This is a genomic window from Parabacteroides chinchillae (assembly GCF_900108035.1).
Lineage (GTDB): Bacteria > Bacteroidota > Bacteroidia > Bacteroidales > Tannerellaceae > Parabacteroides > Parabacteroides chinchillae.
This window is the reverse complement of record NZ_FNVS01000014.1, coordinates 40,016-59,783: the sequence shown is the minus strand read 5'-3', so window position 1 is coordinate 59,783 and position 19,768 is coordinate 40,016. Positions and strand designations below refer to the sequence as shown.

Genomic DNA, 19,768 nt, shown 5'->3' with positions numbered 1-19,768 from the left:
AATAATATGAGCCAAAAGATCAGAATTAAATTAAAGTCTTATGATTATTCTCTGGTAGACAAGTCTGCAGAGAAGATCGTAAAGACTGTAAAGGCTACCGGTGCTGTAGTAAGCGGTCCTATACCTCTGCCTACACACAAACGTATCTTTACTGTGAACCGCTCAACTTTCGTTAACAAGAAATCTCGTGAGCAGTTCGAACTCTCTTCATATAAGAGATTAATCGATATCTACAGCTCAACTGCTAAAACAGTTGACGCATTGATGAAGCTGGAATTACCCAGTGGTGTTGAAGTAGAAATTAAAGTGTAAGTTAATTAACAATTAGTGAAATGCCAGGATTATTAGGAAAAAAAATCGGAATGACATCCGTTTTCAGTGCCGAGGGAAAAAATCTTCCATGCACTGTTATCGAAGTGGGTCCTTGTGTAGTTACACAGGTTAAGACTTTGGAAAAAGATGGCTATCAGGCAGTACAGTTAGGTTTCGAAGACAAAAAAGAGAAACACACAACTAAGCCGGAAATGGGTCACTTTCAAAAAGCAGGTGTAGCTCCCAAGAGATACTTGGCCGAGTTCAAGAATTTTGAAACTGAATACAAGTTGGGTGATGTAATCACTGTAGATTACTTGGATAATGCAGGTTTCGTAGATGTAATTGGTACATCTAAAGGTAAGGGATTCCAGGGTGTAGTAAAACGCCATGGTTTTGGTGGTGTAGGCCAGACTACTCACGGTCAGCATAATCGTGCTCGTAAACCGGGTTCTATTGGTGCTTGTTCTTACCCTGCGAAAGTATTCAAAGGTATGCGAATGGGCGGCCAGATGGGTAACGAACGTGTAACAGTTCAGAACCTGCAGGTGATCAAGGTAATGCCGGAACATAATCTTTTATTGGTAAAAGGATCTGTTCCAGGAGCAAAAGGTTCAATCTTATTAATTGAAAAGTAATGGAACTGAGCGTATTTAATATTAAAGGTGAAGATACCGGAAGAAAGGTAACTTTGAACGATGCAATTTTCGGCATTGAACCCAATGATCATGCTATCTATTTGGATGTAAAGCAGTATTTGGCTAATCAACGTCAGGGAACGCATAAGTCAAAAGAGAGAAGCGAAGTATCAGGTAGTACACGTAAGCTGATCCGCCAGAAAGGTGGAGGTGGTGCACGTCGTGGTGATATAAACTCTCCGGTATTAGTAGGTGGTGGCCGTGTATTCGGTCCTAGACCTCGTGATTATGAGTTTAAGTTGAACAAGAAAGTGAAATCTTTGGCTCGTAAGTCTGCATTGGCTTATAAAGTAAAGAATAACGCAATTGTAGTTGTTGAAGACTTCGTAATGGAAGCTCCTAAAACTAAAGAATTTGTAACAATTGCTAAAAACCTGAAAGTGGCTGGTGAAAAGTTGCTTATGGTTTTACCGGAGAAGAATAATTTTGTATATTTGTCGGCTCGTAATTTAGAAAAGGCAAATGTTATAACAGCTTCTGAGCTAAACACATACGGAGTATTGAATGCTGCGAATATGGTTGTTACCGAGAGTTCAGTTGCTGCTATAGAAAAACTTTTTAACGCATAAGGAGTGAAGAGATGGGAATTATTATTAAACCTATAGTAACAGAGAAGCAAACAGCGATTACAGAAAAGATGGCTAATCGCTATGGTTTTCGTGTTTCTCCTGATGCCAACAAGTTAGAGATTAAGAAAGCTGTAGAAGATATGTATAATGTTACCGTAGTTGATGTTAACACCATCAACTACTCTGGTAAATTAAAAAGTCGTTATACAAAGTCTGGTGTGATTAATGGCAAGCAGGCTGCTTTCAAAAAAGCGATCGTAACGTTGAAAGAAGGAGAAACAATTGATTTCTTTAGTAATATCTAAAAAAAGAAATGGGAATACGTAAATTAAAGCCCACAACACCGGGGCAGAGACACAAAGTTATTGGTGCATTTGATAAAATCACTGCAAGTACACCAGAGAAGTCTCTTGTAACAGGTAAGAAGAGTTCAGGTGGTCGTAACAACACAGGTAAGATGACAATGCGTTATCTTGGTGGTGGCCACAAACAGAAGTACAGATTTATCGATTTCAAGAGAAACAAAGATGGCATTCCTGCAACAGTAAAGTCTATCGAGTACGATCCAAACCGTACTTCACGTATTGCTTTATTGTATTATGCTGACGGAGCAAAGAGCTATATTATCGCTCCGAACGGCTTGGAAGTTGGCCAAACAGTGGTTTCAGGTAGCGATGCCGCTCCTGAGGTAGGTAATACTTTGCCTATGGCAAATATTCCCGTTGGTACTATTATTCACAACATTGAGCTTCGTCCTGGACAGGGTGCTAAAATGGTACGTTCTGCAGGTGCATTTGCTCAGCTGACATCTAAAGAAGGTGCTTATGCAATCATAAAGATGCCTTCTGGTGAAACAAGAAAGATTCTTGCAGCTTGTAAAGCTACAATTGGTGCGGTAGGCAATTCAGACCATGGTCTTGAAAAATCAGGTAAAGCCGGTCGTTCTAGATGGTTAGGTCGTCGTCCTCGTAACCGTGGTGTTGTTATGAACCCGGTTGATCACCCAATGGGAGGTGGAGAAGGTCGTGCTTCCGGAGGTCATCCTAGATCTCGTAATGGCTTATATGCTAAGGGCTTGAAGACAAGAGCTCCGAAGAAACATTCTTCAAAATATATTATTGAAAGAAGAAAGAAATAATCTGATTAATTAAGTAAACTATGAGTCGTTCGCTAAAAAAAGGCCCGTATATTAATGTAAAGCTTGAAAAGAAAGTGCTGGCTATGAATGAGTCCGGTAAGAAAGCTGTCGTTAAGACGTGGGCAAGAGCTTCAATGATTTCGCCTGATTTTGTAGGCCATACTATTGCAGTTCACAATGGAAATAAATTTATTCCTGTTTTTGTAACCGAAAATATGGTAGGTCATAAGTTGGGAGAATTTTCTCCTACGCGTACTTTCCGTGGTCACGCCGGTAACAAGAAGAAATAATATCGGTAGTAACAGGAATTCAGGAATCTGAAAATAAAAAGAATCGAATAAAATGGGTGCTAGAAAAAGAATATCAGCTGAAGCAAGAAAAGAAGCCCAGAAGACCATGTACTTCGCAAAATTGCGTAATGTGCCGACTTCTCCCCGCAAGATGCGTCTCGTTGTAGACATGATCCGCGGTATGGAAGTATTCCGTGCACTTGGTGTTTTGAAGTTTTCTAATAAGGAAGCTGCAGCAAGAGTAGAAAAATTGCTTCGTTCAGCTATTGCCAATTGGGAACAGAAGAATGAACGTAAAGCAGAAACTGGAGAGTTGTGTGTTTCTTCTATTAGCGTAGATTGCGCTACTACATTGAAGAGAATGCGTCCTGCTCCTCAGGGAAGAGGTTATAGAATTCGTAAACGTTCGAATCATGTAACTCTGTTTGTTGATACACTTAGTAAAAACGATAGTCAAAATTAATTGTAGATGGGACAAAAAGTTAATCCGGTTAGTAATCGTTTAGGAATCATCCGTGGTTGGGATTCCAATTGGTATGGCGGCAAAAATTACGGAGATACTTTGTTAGAAGATAGCAAGATCCGTAAGTATTTGAATGCCCGTCTTGCAAAAGCTAGTGTATCTCGTATCGTTATTGAACGTACGCTTAAGTTGATTACAATTACAGTTTGCACATCACGTCCTGGTATTATCATCGGTAAAGGTGGTCAGGAAGTTGATAAGTTGAAAGAAGAGTTGAAGAAGATCACAGACAAAGAGGTTCAAATAAACATCTTTGAGGTGAAAAGACCTGAATTGGACGCTGTTATTGTTGCAAACAATATTGCTCGTCAGCTTGAAGGAAAAATTGCTTACCGTCGTGCTATTAAGATGGCAATAGCCTCTACCATGAGAATGGGTGCCGAAGGTATTAAAGTGCAAGTCTCTGGTCGTTTGAACGGTGCTGAAATGGCACGTTCTGAAATGTATAAAGAAGGAAGAACTCCGTTGCACACATTCAGAGCTGATATTGATTATGCTTTGGCTGAAGCGTTGACAAAAGTAGGGTTGATCGGTGTTAAGGTTTGGATCTGTCGTGGTGAAGTTTATGGAAAGAGAGATTTGGCTCCTTCATTCACTGCATCAAAAGACTCAGGTCGCAGAAACGAAAATGCCGGAGGCAGCAGAGAGAAAAACTTCAAGAGAAAGAAAGCTAATCGTTAAACGTTAGAATTTAATAGAGATGTTACAACCGAAAAAGACAAAGTTCAGAAGACAGCAGAAAGGCCGCATGAAGGGCGAAGCTCAGCGCGGTAATCAGTTGGCTTTTGGTTCTTTTGGTATAAAGTCATTAGAAAATAAATGGATTACCGGTCGTCAGATCGAAGCTGCCCGTATTGCTGTAACTCGTTATATGCAACGTCAGGGTCAGGTTTGGGTTCGTATCTTCCCGGATAAACCGATCACTAAGAAGCCTGCCGAAGTACGTATGGGTAAAGGTAAAGGTAATCCTGAAGGGTTCGTTGCGCCTGTTACTCCAGGTCGTTTGATTTTCGAGATCGAAGGTGTTCCTTTTGATATCGCTAAAGAAGCTTTGCGCTTAGCTGCACAAAAGCTTCCGGTGACAACGAAGTTTGTTGTGAGACGTGATTATGACATGCAAAATCAAAATGCGTAATTGTTATGAAGATTGCAGAAATTAGAGAATTAAGCACAAAAGAATTGCTTGAAAGAGTAGATGCCGAGGTTGCAGCCTATGATCAAAAGGTAATTAACCATAGCATTTCTCCTATGGATAACCCTGCTCAGATTAAACAGCAACGCAGGATGATTGCGCGCATGAAAACAGAATTGCGCCAGAGAGAACTTAACAACAAATAATTGAGCCTGATGGAAACTAGAAATTTAAGAAAAGAAAGAACGGGCGTGGTTACTAGCAACAAAATGGATAAGAGTATCACTGTTGCTATTAAATGGAAGGAAAAACACCCCATTTATGGTAAGTTCGTTAACAAAACGAAGAAATATCATGCTCACGACGAAAAGAATGAATGCAACATTGGCGATACTGTAAAAATTATGGAAACTCGTCCTTTGAGCAAAACAAAAAGATGGAGATTAGTTCAAATAATCGAAAGGGCTAAGTAACATGATACAACAAGAATCTAGATTAGTAGTAGCTGACAATAGTGGTGCAAAAGAAGCTTTATGTATCCGCGTTTTAGGTGGAACAAGAAAGCGTTATGCCACTGTAGGTGATGTGATTGTAGTAGCAATTAAGAGTGTAATACCTGCTTCTGATGTTAAGAAGGGTGCTGTTTCTAAAGCTATTATTGTTCGCACTAAAAAAGAAATCCGCCGTCCAGATGGATCTTACATCCGTTTTGATGATAATGCATGTGTATTGCTGAATGCCGGTGGGGATATCCGTGGAAGCCGTATTTTTGGTCCGGTTGCCAGAGAACTTCGTGCAACTAACATGAAAATTGTATCACTTGCACCTGAAGTGCTTTAATATTGTAAAGTTTAAAGTAATGAGTAAATTACATATCAAAAAAGGCGATATAGTATTTGTTAATACCGGCGAGGACAAAGGTAAAACTGGACGTGTTTTACAAGTGCTTGTAAAGGACAATCGTGCAATTGTTGAAGGTATTAATATGGTATCAAAGCATACCAAGCCTAATGCAAAGAATCCTCAGGGAGGAATCGAAAAGAAAGAAGCTCCTGTTCATATTTCTAACCTTAATGTAGTTGACCCTAAATCAGGTAAGCCAACTCGTATTGGTCGTAAGTTGAATGCTGAAGGTGCTTTAGTGCGTTATTCAAAAAAATCAGGGGAGGAAATTAAGTAATGAGCAATACTGCCAGTCTTAAGAAAGAATATCAGGACAGAATTGTTCCTGCTTTGACAAAAGAGTTTGGATACAAAACAGTGATGCAGGTTCCTGTATTAAAGAAAATAGTTATTAATCAGGGCTTAGGTCTCGCTGCTGCTGATAAAAAAATCATTGACATCGCAATTAGCGAATTGAGTGCTATTACTGGTCAGAAAGCCGTAGCAACGGTTTCTAAGAAGGATATCTCAAACTTTAAGTTGCGTAAGAAAATGCCGATTGGTGTAATGGTGACATTACGTCGTGAGCAGATGTATGAATTCTTGGAAAGACTCGTTCGCGTGGCTCTTCCACGTATTCGAGACTTTAAGGGGATTGAAAGTAAATTGGACGGAAGAGGCAATTATACTCTCGGAATTGAAGAACAAATCATTTTCCCTGAAATAAATATTGACAATATTACTAAAATATTGGGAATGAATATTACCTTTGTGACCTCTGCGAAAACAGATGAAGAAGGTTATGCTCTCTTGAGAGAATTTGGATTGCCTTTTAAAAATGCAAAAAAAGACTAAGTAGTTATGGCAAAGGAATCAATGAAAGCCCGCGAGGTGAAAAGAGCAAAGCTTGTAGCTAAATATGCTGCTAAAAGAGCAGAATTGAAAGCAGCTGGAGACTATGAAGCTTTACAGGCTTTACCAAAGAATGCTTCTCCTGTACGTTTGCACAATCGTTGCAAAATTACAGGTCGTCCGAAAGGTTATGTACGCCAGTTCGGAATTTCTCGTATTCAACTGCGTGAAATGGCATCTCATGGTTTAATCCCGGGGGTAAAGAAAGCAAGTTGGTAAGAGTTTTTTAGTTTAAATATTGTCCGGGTGGCCGGATCAATTTAATTATTTTATATATGACAGATCCTATAGCAGATTATTTGACAAGATTGCGTAATGCAATTAAAGCGAAGCACAGAGTTGTTGAAGTGCCGGCGTCAAATTTAAAGAAAGAGATCACTAAGATCCTTTTCGACAAGGGTTACATTCTTAATTTTAAGTTTGTAGAAGATGGTCCTCAAGGAACAATTAAAATTGCCTTGAAGTATGACCTCGTAAACAAAGTAAATGCAATCAAGAAACTTGAGAGAGTTTCTACTCCAGGTTTGCGTAAGTACACTGGTTACAAAGAAATGCCGAGAGTATTGAATGGTCTAGGTATTGCTGTTCTTTCTACTTCTAAAGGTGTGATGACAGACAAAGAAGCCCGCGATTTAAAGATCGGCGGTGAAGTATTATGTTATGTTTATTAATTAGGAGGAAAGAAGAATGTCAAGAATAGGAAAATTACCAATTCAGGTACCAGCCGGTGTTACGGTTACAATCAAGGGTAATGTAGTAACAGTAAAAGGTCCAAAGGGAGAACTTGCACAGGAAGTAAATCCTGATATTAAAGTTTCTTTGGAAGATGGTGTAATCCACTTAACCCGACCGACAGATGAGAAAAACCATCGTGCACTTCACGGTTTATACCGTTCTTTAGTTCACAATATGGTTGTTGGTGTATCAGAAGGTTACAAGAAAGAACTTGAATTAGTCGGTGTTGGTTATCGTGTTGCAAATACAGGTCAGTTACTGGACCTTTCTTTAGGTTATACACATAATATTTATTTGTTGTTGCCGAAAGAAGTAAAAGTTGAGACTAAATCAGAGAGAAATAAGAACCCTCTTATTATCCTTGAATCAGCTGACAAACAATTGATAGGTCAGATTTGTGCTAAGATTCGCTCATTCAGAATGCCAGAACCTTATAAAGGTAAGGGTATTAAATTCGTGGGTGAAGAAATTCGCAGAAAGTCTGGTAAGTCAGCAGGTAAGTAATCTACGTAAACTGAAATTATCATGACAACGAAGGAAGAAAGAAGACTAAAGATAAAAAAAGGCGTACGCGGTAAGATTTCAGGTACTACTGAACGTCCACGCTTGACTGTGTTTAGAAGCAATAAGCAAATCTACGCACAGGTTATAGATGATACTACAGGTAAAACAATTGTGGCAGCTTCATCTTTGAAAATGGATTTAAAGGCTCCGAAAAAAGAAGTGGCAGCGAAAGTTGGTGAAATGATAGCAAAGAGTGCTTTGGAAGCTGGTGTTCAGACTGTCGTTTTTGACCGTAACGGTTACCTGTATCATGGGAGAATTAAAGAATTAGCAGATGCTGCACGTAACGGCGGCCTTAAATTTTAATGAAGATGGCAGGAGTTAATAATAGAGTTAAATCAACCAACGACTTAGAGTTGAAGGACAGATTGGTTGCAATCAACCGTGTAACTAAAGTTACCAAAGGTGGACGTACCTTTAGTTTTGCTGCTATTGTTGTAGTAGGAAACGAAGATGGTATTGTTGGTTGGGGCTTAGGTAAGGCCGGTGAAGTAACAACAGCTATCGCTAAAGGTGTTGAAGCTGCTAAAAAGAACTTGATTAAGGTTCCGGTTCATAAAGGTACCATACCTCATGAACAATTAGCAAAGTTTGGTGGTGCTCAGGTTCTTATCAAGCCAGCTTCACATGGTACTGGAGTTAAAGCTGGTGGTGCTATGCGTGCTGTATTGGAGAGTGTAGGTATAACTGACGTTTTAGCAAAGTCTAAAGGTTCTTCAAATCCTCATAACTTGGTGAAAGCAACAATTGCTGCCTTGAATGAGTTGAGAAGTCCGTTGGCTGTTGCACAGAACAGAGGTATTTCAGTAGAAAAAGTGTTTAGAGGTTAATTAGGGAGGATACAAGTTATGGCAACTATTAAAGTTAAACAGACAAAGAGTAGAATTAAATGCCCTAAAGACCAAAAGAGAACACTAGATGCTCTTGGTTTAAGAAAGATGAATCAGGTAGTAGAACATGAAGCTACTCCATCTATTCTGGGTATGGTTGAAAAAGTGAAACACTTGGTTTCAGTAGAAAAGTAATAATTGATTGAAAAAATAAATTATACGATATGAATTTATCAAATTTAAAACCTGCTGAAGGATCTACTAAGACCAGAAAAAGAATCGGCCGTGGTCCGGGTTCAGGATTAGGAGGAACTTCTACAAGAGGTCATAAAGGAGCAAAGTCTAGATCTGGTTATAAAAAGAAGATCGGTTTTGAAGGAGGTCAGATGCCTATTCAAAGACGTTTGCCTAAATTCGGTTTCAAGAATATTAATCGTGTAGAATATAAAGCTATCAATATTTCAACACTGCAACAGATGGCTGAAACTCAGCAGTTGACTAAGATTGGTGTTAATGAATTGATCGAAGCTGGTTTTATTTCTACATCTCAATTAGTTAAAATTCTTGGTAATGGAAGCTTAACTGCAAAATTGGAAGTTGAGGCTCATGCTTTTTCTAAGAATGCTGAAGCTGCTATTCAAGCCGCAGGTGGAACTGTTGTTAAACTCTAAGTCATGAGAGCAGTTGAAACAATAAAAAATATCTGGAAGATTGAGGATCTGAGAAATCGGATCCTCACCACTCTTTTATTAGTAGCTATATATCGCTTCGGAACATATGTGGTGCTTCCCGGTATTGATCCTAAAGCGTTGACTGCTTTACAAGAGCAGACACAGGGCGGATTGCTTGCACTGTTGGATATGTTTTCAGGAGGTGCTTTTTCTAATGCATCTATCTTTGCATTGGGAATTATGCCGTATATTTCCGCATCAATTGTTATGCAGTTGTTAGCTATTGCAGTTCCTTCTTTCCAGAAATTACAGAGAGAAGGTGAGAGTGGTCGTAGAAAAATTAATCAGTGGACTCGTTATTTGACAGTTGCTATTTTATTATTCCAAGGTCCTACGTATCTTGTGAATTTAAGTGTGCAATTGAGAGCTGCAGGTGCAGCTTTGCCTCCGGGTATATGGTTTACACTTTCTTCTACGGTTATTTTAGCTGCAGGCAGTATGTTTATCTTATGGCTAGGTGAAAGAATTACGGATAAAGGTGTTGGAAATGGTATTTCATTTATCATCTTGGTTGGTATTATAGCTCGTCTACCACATTCTTTGTTCCAGGAATTTATTTCAAGAACAAGTGAAAAAACAGGTGGTTTGGTTATGTTCTTGTTTGAAATGTTGTTCTTATTACTTGTTATTGCTGGAGCTATTTTGTTAGTACAAGGTACTCGTAAAGTTCCGGTTCAATATGCAAAAAGAATAATTGGAAATAAACAGTATGGCGGTGCAAGACAGTATATCCCTCTAAAGGTTAATGCTGCTAATGTTATGCCTATCATTTTTGCTCAGGCAATTATGTTTATTCCTATTTCAATCGTTGGTTTTTCTCATACTGGCGAAAGTAGTGGTTTTTGGGCTGCCTTTATGGATAATTCAGGATTTTGGTACAATTTTGTATTTGCAGTACTAATTATCTTGTTTACTTATTTCTATACGGCAATTACAATCAATCCGACTCAGATGTCTGATGACTTGAAGAGAAACAATGGATTTATTCCGGGTGTTAAGCCTGGCAAACATACCAAAGATTATTTGGATACTATAATGGATCGTATTACTTTACCAGGTGCATTTTTCTTAGCATTAGTGGCTATTATGCCAGCTTTTGCCAGAATTGCCGGTGTAAGTATGGCGTTCTCCCAATTCTTTGGTGGTACATCTTTGTTAATTTTGGTTGGTGTAGTGTTAGATACATTACAACAAGTAGAAAGTCATTTGTTGATGCGTCATTACGACGGTTTGTTGAAATCAGGAAGAATTAAAGGACGTTCAGGCTCTGTAGCCGCGTATTAATAGAATGATCTATTTAAAAACAGATGAAGAGATAGAGTTGATGCGTGCTGCAAATCAACTGGTGGGTAAGACGCTTGGCGAATTGGCCAAACATATAGCTCCTGGTGTAAGTACGCTTCATCTTGATAAAGTTGCTGAAGAGTTCATTAGAGATAATGGTGCAGTTCCGGCATTTTTAGGATATGGAGGATTTCCTGCTTCTATATGTGCTTCTGTAAACGAACAGGTGGTGCATGGAATCCCTTCTGCAAAAGCGATTTTAAAAGAAGGTGATGTGATTTCTGTAGATTGTGGAACTTTTTTGAACGGGTTTGTTGGTGATTCTGCATATACTTTTTGTGTAGGAGAAGTTGCTCCCGAGGTAAAAGCTCTGTTGAAAGCAACTAAAGAATCACTGTATTTAGGTATTCAACATGCTATTGAAGGTCGGCGTTTAGGTGATATAAGCCATGCAGTACAATCTTATTGTGAGTCGAAGGGTTACTCTGTTGTCAGAGAGCTTGTAGGTCATGGTTGTGGACGTAAGATGCATGAAGAACCTGAAGTTCCTAATTATGGTCGTCCGGGTTGTGGCCCATTGTTACGTAGTGGAATGTGTATTTGCATTGAACCTATGATCAATATGGGAAGCAAAAATGTCGTTTTTGAAAAAGATGGCTGGACAGTCCGGACAAAGGATCGCAAGTGTTCTGCTCATTTTGAACATTGTATTGCAATTCGTCCTGATGGACCTCAGATTTTATCCTCATTTGAGTTTTTAGAAGAAGTTTTAGGTAATAACGCAATTTAATTTGAATTTGATTTTATATGGCTAAACAGTCAGCAATTGAACAAGATGGAGTTATTGTAGAAGCATTGTCAAATGCAATGTTTCGTGTAGAATTAGAGAACGGACATGAAATTACTGCTCATATCTCGGGGAAGATGCGTATGCATTATATCAAAATTCTTCCTGGAGATAAAGTAAGAGTTGAGATGTCTCCGTATGATCTATCGAAAGGTAGAATTGCTTTTAGATATAAATAAAAAATAATAAGATATGAAAGTAAGAGCATCTTTAAAAAAGCGTACTCCTGAATGTAAAATAGTAAGAAGGAAGGGACGCTTGTACGTAATTAACAAGAAAAATCCTAAGTATAAACAACGTCAAGGATAATTTATTATTTTTGCAAAGTAAATATTAGTAAGTAATATGGCTATAAGAATAGTTGGTGTAGACTTGCCACAAAATAAAAGAGGAGAAATTGCCTTGACTTATATCTATGGTATTGGTCGTAGTGCAGCAAACTCAATTTTGACAAAAGCAGAAATTGATCGTGATATCAAAGTTAAAGACTGGACAGATGATCAGGCTGCAAAAGTACGTGAAATCATTGGTGCTGAATATAAGGTGGAAGGTGATCTTCGTTCTGAAGTTCAATTGAACATTAAGCGTTTAATGGATATAGGTTGCTACAGAGGTGTACGTCACCGTATTGGTTTGCCTTTGAGAGGACAGAGTACAAAGAATAATGCTCGTACTCGTAAGGGTAAGAAGAAAACTGTTGCAAATAAGAAAAAAGCTACTAAATAATAAGAGTTAATATGGCAAAAAAAACAGTCGCAGCAAAGAAGAGAAACGTAAAAGTTGACGCTTACGGTCAAGCTCATATTCATTCTTCTTTTAATAACATTATTGTGTCTCTTGCCAATAGCGAAGGTCAGGTTATCAGCTGGTCTTCTGCAGGTAAGATGGGATTCAGAAGTTCTAAAAAGAATACCCCTTATGCCGCTCAGATGGCAGCACAAGATTGTGCTAAAGTAGCTTATGATCTTGGTTTGAGAAAGGTGAAAGTATTCGTGAAAGGACCGGGTAACGGACGTGAGTCTGCTATCAGAACTATTCATGGTGCAGGTATTGAAGTAACTGAAATTGTTGATGTTACTCCGCTTCCTCACAATGGTTGTCGTCCTCCTAAAAAGAGAAGAGTATAATTAATTAGTTTCTTGAACATTGAATCCGGAATTGTGAATAGATTGCATATTGACCTTATCCTCTCTGTAATCGCGGCTGCACGGTTCCAGATTCACACAGAACATTTAAAACAATAAAAAAATGGCAAGATATACTGGACCAAAAACAAGAATTGCCCGTAAATTTGGTGAGGCTATATTCGGACCGGATAAAGTTCTTTCTAAGAAGAATTATCCTCCGGGACAGCACGGAAATTTGAGAAAAAGAAAAACTTCTGAGTACGGCATTCAGCTTCGTGAGAAACAAAAAGCAAAATACACTTATGGTGTATTGGAAAAACAATTTAGAAACCTGTTTGATAAGGCTTCTCGTTCAAAGGGTATTACCGGTGAAGTGTTACTTCAATTATTGGAAGCTCGTTTGGATAATGTTGTTTATCGTTTGGGTATTGCACCGACAAGAGCTGCTGCACGCCAGTTAGTTTCTCACCGCCACATTACAGTGGATGGTAAGGTTGTAAATATCCCTTCTTATACTCTTAAAGCCGGTCAGGTTATTGGTGTTAGAGAAAAATCTAAATCTATGGAAGTTGTAGTTGATGCTTTATCTGGTTTCAATCACAGCAAATACCCATGGATTGAGTGGGATCAGTCATCTTTAAGCGGAAAATTACTGCATCTGCCTGAAAGAACTGATATTCCTGAAAACATTAAAGAGCAGTTGATCGTAGAATTGTATTCTAAATAATAATTGATTCCATGGCGATATTAGCATTTCAAAAACCCGATAAAGTATTAATGTTGGAAGCGGACAATTTCTTCGGAAAGTTTGAATTTCGTCCGTTGGAACCCGGCTATGGTATTACTATTGGTAATGCCTTGCGCCGCATTCTCCTATCGTCACTTGAAGGTTTTGCTATTACATCCATAAAAATCGACGGTGTTGATCATGAATTTGCGACGATACCGGGTGTAATAGAGGATGTAACTAACATTATCTTGAATCTGAAGCAAGTTCGATTCAAGCATATCGTAGACGATATTGAGAGTGAGAAAGTAAGTATTACTGTTTCGGGTTCGGAAGTGTTCAAAGCTGGTGATATAAGTAAGCAACTGACAGGATTTGAAGTTTTGAATCCGGATTTGGTTATTTGCCACTTAGATCCGAACGCAAGTTTTCAAATTGAACTGACGATCAATAAAGGTCGTGGCTACGTTCCGGCTGATGAAAACAGAGATCCGAATGCCGACATTCATGTTATAGCAATCGACTCTATTTATACACCTATCCGTAACGTTAAGTATTCAATTGAGAACTTCCGTGTTGAGCAAAAGACGGACTACGAAAAATTGGTTCTTGAAATAGCCACAGATGGTTCTATTCATCCGAAAGAAGCATTGAAAGAAGCTGCTAAGATTCTGATTCATCATTTTATGTTGTTCTCAGATGAAAAGATTGCAATTGAGACCGTAGATACTGATGGTAATGAAGAATTCGATGAAGAAGTACTTCATATGCGTCAGTTGTTGAAGAGCAAATTGGCAGATATGGATCTTTCTGTTCGTGCATTGAATTGCTTAAAAGCTGCAGATGTTGAAACATTAGGTGAGTTAGTGAAATTCAATAAGAATGATTTACTGAAGTTCCGTAACTTTGGAAAGAAGTCACTCACTGAACTTGATGAATTGCTTGAGAGCTTGAACCTTTCATTCGGTATGGATATCACAAAATATAAATTAGATAAAGAGTAAGTAAAGCGATGAGACATAATAAAAAAATAAATCATTTAGGTCGTACAAACACTCACCGTGACGCGATGCTTTCGAATATGGCTTCTTCTTTGATTAAGCATAAGAGAATCTTTACGACAACAGCAAAAGCAAAAGCGCTTCGTAAGTTTGTAGAACCACTTATTACCAAGTCTAAGGAGGATACAACTCACTCAAGACGTATGGTATTTAGTACTTTGCAGGATAAATATGCTGTAACGGAATTGTTCAAAGAAATTGCACAGAAGATCGGAGATCGCCCAGGTGGTTACACCAGAATTATCAAGACAGGTAATCGTTTAGGTGATAATGCGGCTATGTGCTTCATTGAATTTGTAGATTATAACGAAAACATGTTGAAGGATTCTGCTGCTAAGAAAGCGCCTAAAACAAGACGTTCTCGTAAAAAGTCAACTGCTGCTGTTGAAACAGAAGTGGCTGCTCCTACAGCTGAAACAGAAGAAAAAGCTGCAGAATAAGAAAATTATTCTTTTGAAGTAAAATACGAAAAGGGACTGTCTAACAATAAAAGGTTAGATAGTCTCTTTTTTTTGTAAATTGGGCAGATATAACTTGTAAAAATACTACGCTCAGATTATGAGTAAAACAACATGCTATTATAGGCAATATTACATCATACTAACGCAGTTTTTAAACTCCTAAAAACGGTCAATGCGGATTTTATTTTAACATTTCCGCGAACACTTTTCCTAATGCCTGAATAAGCAATTTATTGCATACAGACAATATAGAATTTCCAGAAAAGGGTTTGGCTAAAGTCAATACACAGATATATCTCCTCTTAATCCGTCCGCTGAAGCAGACGGCAATTGAAATCAGGCTAAAGCCATAACAGAGAAAGAGCGCAGTTTTCTCGTTAGCGGCATCAGCGGCAGGGCGTTAAACGCAGGTAAAAGATGCAGCGACGAAACCAGCGGTTATCTGAACGTAGCGAGTTCCGCCGGTTAAGCGAAGTCTTTTGCCGAAGTAGCCCTGACGGTGCAGCCTTGACCTTTTGGTTACTTTTGGGTCAAGCCAAAAGTAATAAAAAAGTGTTCGCCGGAAGCACTAAAGCGTTACAGGTATGATTTCGAGATAATGGTGTAATGATATGTAAAACAATAATATATAACCGAATTTAGATCGTTTTGCAATTTGGGGATAAGCCCCGAAGATGGTGACAGAAGGTGACAAAGTGTGGGTCTATTTAAAGTCCCTATTTGTGGAACGCCGCACTCTATGACCTTTATAAATAAGCAGCGTTAATATTTTATTTTAGATTTTCAACAGTCTGATACAACCGTTTGAGGAATAAATATTTAACGGAGTATTTGAGAAACAACGGTAACGAGTTGGAAACCGTGCGATTTTCAGCGATTTGCGGTGTTTTACTGTCAAATAACTCTGTAGGTAAAAGTAGTCAAAATCCTTGAACAGGCAAAGAGATTGACTACTTTTAGTCGTAATTGGCTCTATTTAGTCGTAAATAGTCGTAATTCATTTGGTTTAGTCGAAAACATTGGTATTACAACTACTTCATATACCATATTCTGCCTTTCAGAATGATTATCCCTGCATCTTTCATCTCCACGAGAATATTTCCTACCATCCATTCCTGTTGTTCAGAAGTCTTGGTTTTAGGAAGCACATCTTTGAGATAATCAAATATTGCATCTCGTTTAGCTCCTGCCGAACCAGCATTCTGAAGATACTGTAAAATCATTTGTTGGAGTTTCGCTTTATCCAAACCTCTATTACGAGTATAATCCGGTAACTGTTTTGTCTTTTTTGCTATACGAAGTAGGGCTGCATTTACAACATTGGCTATAAAACCTTTTTGAGTATTACACAGTTGGCATGCTTCTTCGATATTGCCTGCTTCCAATTGCTTTTTTATAGTCTGGACGAAACCAAAACAAGTTACCTTTCCCTTTGGATTTACTTATAGCAATGAGTCGTTCGACACTTAACGTAAGGACAGTAAGGAATAAGGTAATAACTATAGGAACAATAAATCCGCCTTTATAGATTGTTCCGAAATAGTTGCCCGGGTTATTGTCCATGAAGTTAGCCGGATTACCTAATACAAACTTATAAAAGCAGATGGCTATGATTAAACAGGATAATATGACGATACTTGCAGAAACTCTGTTGGCGGTTTTTTATTAATTTATTATTTGTATCCATGGCGATGTTTATTTGATTGATTATTAAATAGATGAAAGCGTTATGTGTGCCAAAGGCATACATAGTCCTATCCCTTCTCTCCGTGATCTACGGTAAGGGTTCATTCTATTTATTTTCAATCAAATAAGGAGTTTTCGTAAAGCGTACACCAAATAACCTGCACGATTACGAAGCGAATAGTAGTTTAAAAGATGGGAAGCGGTTACATTTTCGGAAATATGTTGAAGTGTATTGCTTTCTTTTAACAGGCATAGCTCAAGTAATCTGCTTGCCATCTTGACAAAACGCTCATTACCGTCATTTGAATTCTGGCTGTTACGTAAGGTAATGAGAATACTGGTATTTGTTGTAGATATTGATGTATAATCAACAGGGGTTAGGGAATTAACAGATCAATAAATGTGTATCTATTAAAAGATAAAGAAACTCGATGGGGATTTGTCAACAATCTGCACCTTCCTTTTGTTATATTTGTACAGGACATGAAAAATAGAACTATTAATAATTAGTAAATATGGAAATTATAAAAGTAGTAGGTAGAGAGATTTTGGATTCCCGTGGTAACCCAACAGTAGAGGTAGATGTACATTTGGCTTCCGGCGCTTTTGGCCGTGCGGCTGTTCCTTCCGGCGCTTCTACGGGTGAAAACGAGGCGATTGAATTGCGTGATGGTGATAAAAAACGTTATGGTGGCAAAGGTGTATTGCGTGCCATAGAGAACGTAAACAAAGTAATTGCTCCTGCTATTCTCGGCATGAGCGCTTTAAACCAAAGAGAAATAGATAAGAAATTGTTAGAGCTTGATGGCACGAAAACCAAATCCAATTTGGGTGCTAATGCAATGCTTGGTGTTTCGCTTGCTGTAGCTAAAGCTGCTGCAAATTATCTGGATTTACCGCTTTATCGATATATAGGGGGTACAAATGCTTATGTGATGCCTGTTCCGATGATGAATATCATTAACGGAGGTTCACATTCTGATGCTCCTATTGCTTTCCAGGAATTTATGATACGTCCGGTAGGTGCAAGCAGTTTCCGCGAAGGCTTGCGTATGGGGGCTGAAGTCTTTCACGCTTTGAAGAAAGTGCTGCATGATCGTGGATTGAGTACTGCTGTAGGTGATGAAGGTGGTTTTGCTCCCGCATTGGAAGGAACGGAAGACGCCCTGAATTCTATTATGGCTGCTATCAAAGCTGCAGGTTATGAACCGGGCAAGGATGTCACTATTGCAATGGACTGTGCATCGTCTGAATTTTATCATGACGGTGTTTATGACTATACTAAATTTGAAGGAACTAAAGGTGCAAAGCGTACCGCTCAGCAGCAGGTTACTTACCTTGCTGAATTAGTAAGCAAATACCCGATTGATTCTATCGAAGATGGTATGGATGAAAATGATTGGAACGGTTGGCAGATGCTTACTTCTACACTGGGTTCAAGATGCCAGCTGGTAGGAGACGATTTATTTGTTACTAATGTGGAATTCCTGAAGAAAGGTATTGAAAATGGTTGTGCTAATTCCATCTTGATTAAAGTAAACCAGATTGGTACTCTGACTGAAACTTTGGATGCTATCGAGATGGCTCACCGCAATGGCTATACATCTGTTACTTCACATCGTTCAGGTGAGACGGAAGATGCTACAATTGCTGATATTTCAGTAGCTACCAATGCCGGGCAGATTAAGACCGGTTCTTTAAGCCGTTCTGACCGTATGGCTAAGTATAATCAGTTGCTTCGCATTGAAGAAGAATTGGGCAGCCTTGCCACTTATGGATATAAAACATATAAGAAGTGCAAGAATTGCTGATTTTGTAATTACGATAACTATTGTTAAAGAAAAAGGCCGGCTATTACTAGTCGGCCTTTTTCATGAGTGTGTTTTACCTATGTTAATGTTTATGAGAGCGCGCTTTTATATCTCCTTTTGTAATTGAAAAATCCCGGTTGGCATTAAGCCTCTCTAAAACAATCGAACCGATTGCATGTGCGCTGGCCTGATCGGGAAAAGGCATCAATGTATCAATTGCAGGGATGGTGGGTTGGTATATCAACATCTTCCGGTTCATCATAATCCGGTAACCCCATCCATCCCTCAATTGAAAAGTTTGCAACTCCAGTTGCCGTTTGTCCGGAGACCCCATTTCTCCGGAACGGAAATAATAAAGAGTGAACAGTATCGGCAAAAGCAACATGCAGGCTGTAAGCAGCCGTGTTTTCCTACTTCTAATAATCTTCATCATCATATTCATAAGGGTGAAGTTCCCAAATATCATCAAATTGAAGAGTGCTGCTTTTGCCCGATACTATGAATCCCCGTTCACCTGACGAGAAAGAAGCTGTTGCTGTCCGGGGTGTTCCTTTAAACTTGGCAACGTTTTCCCACAAGTCGGTCTGAGGATTATATTTCCACGTGTCGCTACGTAAACTTCCGCTTTCTCCACAGCTTATATAGGCAGAGCCATCTATTACGAAAGAAACTCCGTTGGTGCGTACAATGTTATAGTCGTCATCATAATCATCATCCGAGGTGTCGGCAATGTCGCGTAACTGTGACCATGTACCGCTGGATGGATTGAACTTCCAGAAATCTTTTACATAGTCTCCATTATTTTGCCCACAGCAAACATAGGCTTCATCATTAATAACGAAGCAGGTTGCGCCGGTACGCTTGCTTCCTCCGATACTGATTATCTGCTCCCAACTGTTAGACAAGGGATTGAAGCTGTAGAAGTCTTTCAAGTAGTTGCCGTCAAAGCCACTACCAATATATCCTTTACCGCCTAAACCAAAACTTATAGCTCCACGGCGGGCTGATCCGGGAAAAGGAGCTTTCTGTTCCCACGTATTGTTTGTAGAATCATATTCCCAGAAGTCGTTGTAGTAGCTTTCGTTGTCGAAACCGGTTCCCAGGTAACCTTTGTTGCCAATATTAAAAGCTGTGGCGAGGTAGCGGGCAGTTCCGGGAAAGCTGGCTTTTTGTGTCCAACTATCTGTTTCCATATCGTAGGCCCATAAGTCGGAGAGACATTTCTTTCCCGTCCACCCGCAAACCAGATAGCCTTTATTACCTATAGTAAAAGACGAGGCATCGCTGCGTGCTAATCCGTCAAAGTCGGAGACGCGATACCATTTACCTATTAAATCATCATCATCGTCGCTTGAGCAAGCCGTAAAAATGGCTGGCAGCATAATGAGTAAGAGTGTGAATAATCTTTTGTGTGTCATTCTATAAACATGTTACGATTTCTTTTACAG

The 19,768-nt window shown here is 39.0% G+C and carries 34 protein-coding genes; 31 read left to right on the top strand and 3 right to left on the bottom strand.

Translation table 11 applies throughout. From position 1 onward, the window contains the following. Positions 1–6: 6 nt before the first annotated feature. The 30 genes from rpsJ to rplQ all read left to right on the top strand — a co-directional run bounded on the left by rpsJ (position 7) and on the right by rplQ (position 14,802). The gene (gene rpsJ, locus C4S38_RS11705; RefSeq protein WP_005634728.1) at positions 7–312 is read left to right on the top strand and encodes a 30S ribosomal protein S10; all 306 of its coding nucleotides are present in this window, start codon (positions 7–9) and stop codon (positions 310–312) included. Positions 313–332: 20 nt separating this feature from the next. Continuing rightward, complete coding sequence (gene rplC, locus C4S38_RS11700; RefSeq protein WP_099463571.1) at positions 333–950, top strand: 50S ribosomal protein L3; 618 nt, start codon at positions 333–335, stop codon at positions 948–950. Beyond that, a complete protein-coding gene (gene rplD / locus C4S38_RS11695; protein WP_103983866.1) occupies positions 950–1,579 on the top strand; it encodes a 50S ribosomal protein L4 in 630 nt (209 codons plus the stop codon). Before rplC ends, rplD begins: the two co-directional genes overlap by 1 nt. An 11-nt stretch (positions 1,580–1,590) precedes the next feature. Next, the gene (gene rplW, locus C4S38_RS11690) at positions 1,591–1,884 is read left to right on the top strand and encodes a 50S ribosomal protein L23 (RefSeq protein WP_099463569.1); all 294 of its coding nucleotides are present in this window, start codon (positions 1,591–1,593) and stop codon (positions 1,882–1,884) included. Between the two features lie 8 nt (positions 1,885–1,892). After that, entirely contained in the window at positions 1,893–2,717 is an 825-nt protein-coding gene (gene rplB, locus C4S38_RS11685) for a 50S ribosomal protein L2 (RefSeq protein WP_099463568.1), read from the top strand. A 20-nt stretch (positions 2,718–2,737) separates the two neighbouring features. Beyond that, entirely contained in the window at positions 2,738–3,007 is a 270-nt protein-coding gene (gene rpsS / locus C4S38_RS11680; protein WP_005634738.1) for a 30S ribosomal protein S19, read from the top strand. A gap of 52 nt (positions 3,008–3,059) precedes the next feature. Continuing rightward, positions 3,060–3,470 (top strand): 50S ribosomal protein L22, encoded by a 411-nt coding sequence (rplV, locus tag C4S38_RS11675; RefSeq protein WP_099463567.1) that lies wholly within the window; start codon positions 3,060–3,062, stop codon positions 3,468–3,470. A 6-nt stretch (positions 3,471–3,476) separates the two neighbouring features. Beyond that, positions 3,477–4,211, top strand: a complete 735-nt coding sequence (gene rpsC, locus C4S38_RS11670; RefSeq protein WP_099463566.1) for a 30S ribosomal protein S3 — start codon at positions 3,477–3,479, stop codon at positions 4,209–4,211. Positions 4,212–4,230: 19 nt separating this feature from the next. Continuing rightward, positions 4,231–4,665, top strand: coding sequence for a 50S ribosomal protein L16 (gene rplP / locus C4S38_RS11665; protein ID WP_005853976.1), 435 nt, complete (start codon positions 4,231–4,233; stop codon positions 4,663–4,665). 5 nt (positions 4,666–4,670) lie between these two features. After that, positions 4,671–4,868, top strand: a complete 198-nt coding sequence (gene rpmC / locus C4S38_RS11660) for a 50S ribosomal protein L29 (RefSeq protein WP_099463565.1) — start codon at positions 4,671–4,673, stop codon at positions 4,866–4,868. Positions 4,869–4,877: 9 nt separating this feature from the next. Then, the gene (gene rpsQ, locus C4S38_RS11655; protein WP_009859539.1) at positions 4,878–5,135 is read left to right on the top strand and encodes a 30S ribosomal protein S17; all 258 of its coding nucleotides are present in this window, start codon (positions 4,878–4,880) and stop codon (positions 5,133–5,135) included. A 1-nt stretch (position 5,136) separates the two neighbouring features. Then, positions 5,137–5,502 (top strand): 50S ribosomal protein L14, encoded by a 366-nt coding sequence (rplN, locus tag C4S38_RS11650; protein WP_005853982.1) that lies wholly within the window; start codon positions 5,137–5,139, stop codon positions 5,500–5,502. Between the two features lie 19 nt (positions 5,503–5,521). Continuing rightward, on the top strand, positions 5,522–5,842 hold the full coding sequence (rplX, locus tag C4S38_RS11645; RefSeq protein ID WP_099463564.1) for a 50S ribosomal protein L24: 321 nt from the start codon (positions 5,522–5,524) through the stop codon (positions 5,840–5,842). Then, positions 5,842–6,399 carry a 50S ribosomal protein L5 gene (gene rplE, locus C4S38_RS11640; RefSeq protein WP_099463563.1) on the top strand — a complete coding sequence of 186 codons (558 nt, stop codon included), beginning with the start codon at positions 5,842–5,844 and terminating at the stop codon, positions 6,397–6,399. Before rplX ends, rplE begins: the two co-directional genes overlap by 1 nt. Positions 6,400–6,405: 6 nt before the next feature. After that, positions 6,406–6,675: a 30S ribosomal protein S14 gene (gene rpsN, locus C4S38_RS11635; RefSeq protein ID WP_005634756.1), complete on the top strand. Its 270-nt coding sequence runs from the start codon at positions 6,406–6,408 to the stop codon at positions 6,673–6,675. A 56-nt stretch (positions 6,676–6,731) separates the two neighbouring features. Continuing rightward, positions 6,732–7,127 (top strand): 30S ribosomal protein S8, encoded by a 396-nt coding sequence (gene rpsH / locus C4S38_RS11630; protein WP_005634758.1) that lies wholly within the window; start codon positions 6,732–6,734, stop codon positions 7,125–7,127. Between the two features lie 16 nt (positions 7,128–7,143). After that, positions 7,144–7,695, top strand: a complete 552-nt coding sequence (gene rplF, locus C4S38_RS11625) for a 50S ribosomal protein L6 (RefSeq protein ID WP_103983865.1) — start codon at positions 7,144–7,146, stop codon at positions 7,693–7,695. Positions 7,696–7,716: 21 nt separating this feature from the next. Continuing rightward, positions 7,717–8,061, top strand: a complete 345-nt coding sequence (rplR, locus tag C4S38_RS11620; protein WP_099463561.1) for a 50S ribosomal protein L18 — start codon at positions 7,717–7,719, stop codon at positions 8,059–8,061. A 5-nt stretch (positions 8,062–8,066) separates the two neighbouring features. Continuing rightward, positions 8,067–8,585, top strand: a complete 519-nt coding sequence (gene rpsE / locus C4S38_RS11615) for a 30S ribosomal protein S5 (RefSeq protein WP_099464072.1) — start codon at positions 8,067–8,069, stop codon at positions 8,583–8,585. 18 nt (positions 8,586–8,603) lie between these two features. Beyond that, on the top strand, positions 8,604–8,780 hold the full coding sequence (gene rpmD, locus C4S38_RS11610) for a 50S ribosomal protein L30 (protein ID WP_099463560.1): 177 nt from the start codon (positions 8,604–8,606) through the stop codon (positions 8,778–8,780). A gap of 29 nt (positions 8,781–8,809) precedes the next feature. Then, positions 8,810–9,256, top strand: a complete 447-nt coding sequence (rplO, locus tag C4S38_RS11605) for a 50S ribosomal protein L15 (protein WP_099463559.1) — start codon at positions 8,810–8,812, stop codon at positions 9,254–9,256. Between the two features lie 3 nt (positions 9,257–9,259). Then, positions 9,260–10,600 carry a preprotein translocase subunit SecY gene (secY, locus tag C4S38_RS11600; protein ID WP_099463558.1) on the top strand — a complete coding sequence of 447 codons (1,341 nt, stop codon included), beginning with the start codon at positions 9,260–9,262 and terminating at the stop codon, positions 10,598–10,600. A gap of 4 nt (positions 10,601–10,604) precedes the next feature. Beyond that, the gene (gene map / locus C4S38_RS11595) at positions 10,605–11,390 is read left to right on the top strand and encodes a type I methionyl aminopeptidase (protein WP_099463557.1); all 786 of its coding nucleotides are present in this window, start codon (positions 10,605–10,607) and stop codon (positions 11,388–11,390) included. A gap of 17 nt (positions 11,391–11,407) precedes the next feature. Next, complete coding sequence (gene infA / locus C4S38_RS11590; protein ID WP_005634776.1) at positions 11,408–11,626, top strand: translation initiation factor IF-1; 219 nt, start codon at positions 11,408–11,410, stop codon at positions 11,624–11,626. 13 nt (positions 11,627–11,639) lie between these two features. Next, positions 11,640–11,756 carry a type B 50S ribosomal protein L36 gene (gene ykgO / locus C4S38_RS11585; protein WP_005645768.1) on the top strand — a complete coding sequence of 39 codons (117 nt, stop codon included), beginning with the start codon at positions 11,640–11,642 and terminating at the stop codon, positions 11,754–11,756. Between the two features lie 36 nt (positions 11,757–11,792). After that, entirely contained in the window at positions 11,793–12,173 is a 381-nt protein-coding gene (gene rpsM / locus C4S38_RS11580) for a 30S ribosomal protein S13 (protein WP_099463556.1), read from the top strand. An 11-nt stretch (positions 12,174–12,184) separates the two neighbouring features. Further along, on the top strand, positions 12,185–12,574 hold the full coding sequence (rpsK, locus tag C4S38_RS11575; RefSeq protein ID WP_005634781.1) for a 30S ribosomal protein S11: 390 nt from the start codon (positions 12,185–12,187) through the stop codon (positions 12,572–12,574). 121 nt (positions 12,575–12,695) lie between these two features. Beyond that, the gene (rpsD, locus tag C4S38_RS11570; protein WP_099463555.1) at positions 12,696–13,301 is read left to right on the top strand and encodes a 30S ribosomal protein S4; all 606 of its coding nucleotides are present in this window, start codon (positions 12,696–12,698) and stop codon (positions 13,299–13,301) included. An 11-nt stretch (positions 13,302–13,312) separates the two neighbouring features. Next, positions 13,313–14,305 (top strand): DNA-directed RNA polymerase subunit alpha, encoded by a 993-nt coding sequence (locus C4S38_RS11565; protein WP_099463554.1) that lies wholly within the window; start codon positions 13,313–13,315, stop codon positions 14,303–14,305. A gap of 8 nt (positions 14,306–14,313) precedes the next feature. After that, positions 14,314–14,802, top strand: coding sequence for a 50S ribosomal protein L17 (rplQ, locus tag C4S38_RS11560; protein ID WP_099463553.1), 489 nt, complete (start codon positions 14,314–14,316; stop codon positions 14,800–14,802). A gap of 1,052 nt (positions 14,803–15,854) precedes the next feature. On the opposite strand, the gene C4S38_RS16090 is transcribed toward rplQ, so the two are convergent. Further along, positions 15,855–16,208, bottom strand: a complete 354-nt coding sequence (locus C4S38_RS16090; RefSeq protein ID WP_234999364.1) for a hypothetical protein — start codon at positions 16,206–16,208, stop codon at positions 15,855–15,857. An 816-nt stretch (positions 16,209–17,024) separates the two neighbouring features. Between C4S38_RS16090 and eno the strand changes: the two genes are divergently transcribed. After that, positions 17,025–18,320, top strand: a complete 1,296-nt coding sequence (gene eno / locus C4S38_RS11550) for a phosphopyruvate hydratase (protein WP_103983864.1) — start codon at positions 17,025–17,027, stop codon at positions 18,318–18,320. A gap of 82 nt (positions 18,321–18,402) precedes the next feature. Here eno and C4S38_RS11545 read toward each other — a convergent pair whose 3' ends face one another. Further along, the gene (locus C4S38_RS11545) at positions 18,403–18,750 is read right to left on the bottom strand and encodes a DUF4907 domain-containing protein (protein ID WP_234999363.1); all 348 of its coding nucleotides are present in this window, start codon (positions 18,748–18,750) and stop codon (positions 18,403–18,405) included. Further along, the gene (locus tag C4S38_RS11540; protein WP_099463545.1) at positions 18,737–19,738 is read right to left on the bottom strand and encodes a Kelch repeat-containing protein; all 1,002 of its coding nucleotides are present in this window, start codon (positions 19,736–19,738) and stop codon (positions 18,737–18,739) included. The genes C4S38_RS11545 and C4S38_RS11540 overlap by 14 nt, the downstream gene beginning before the upstream one ends. Positions 19,739–19,768 lie beyond the last annotated feature (30 nt).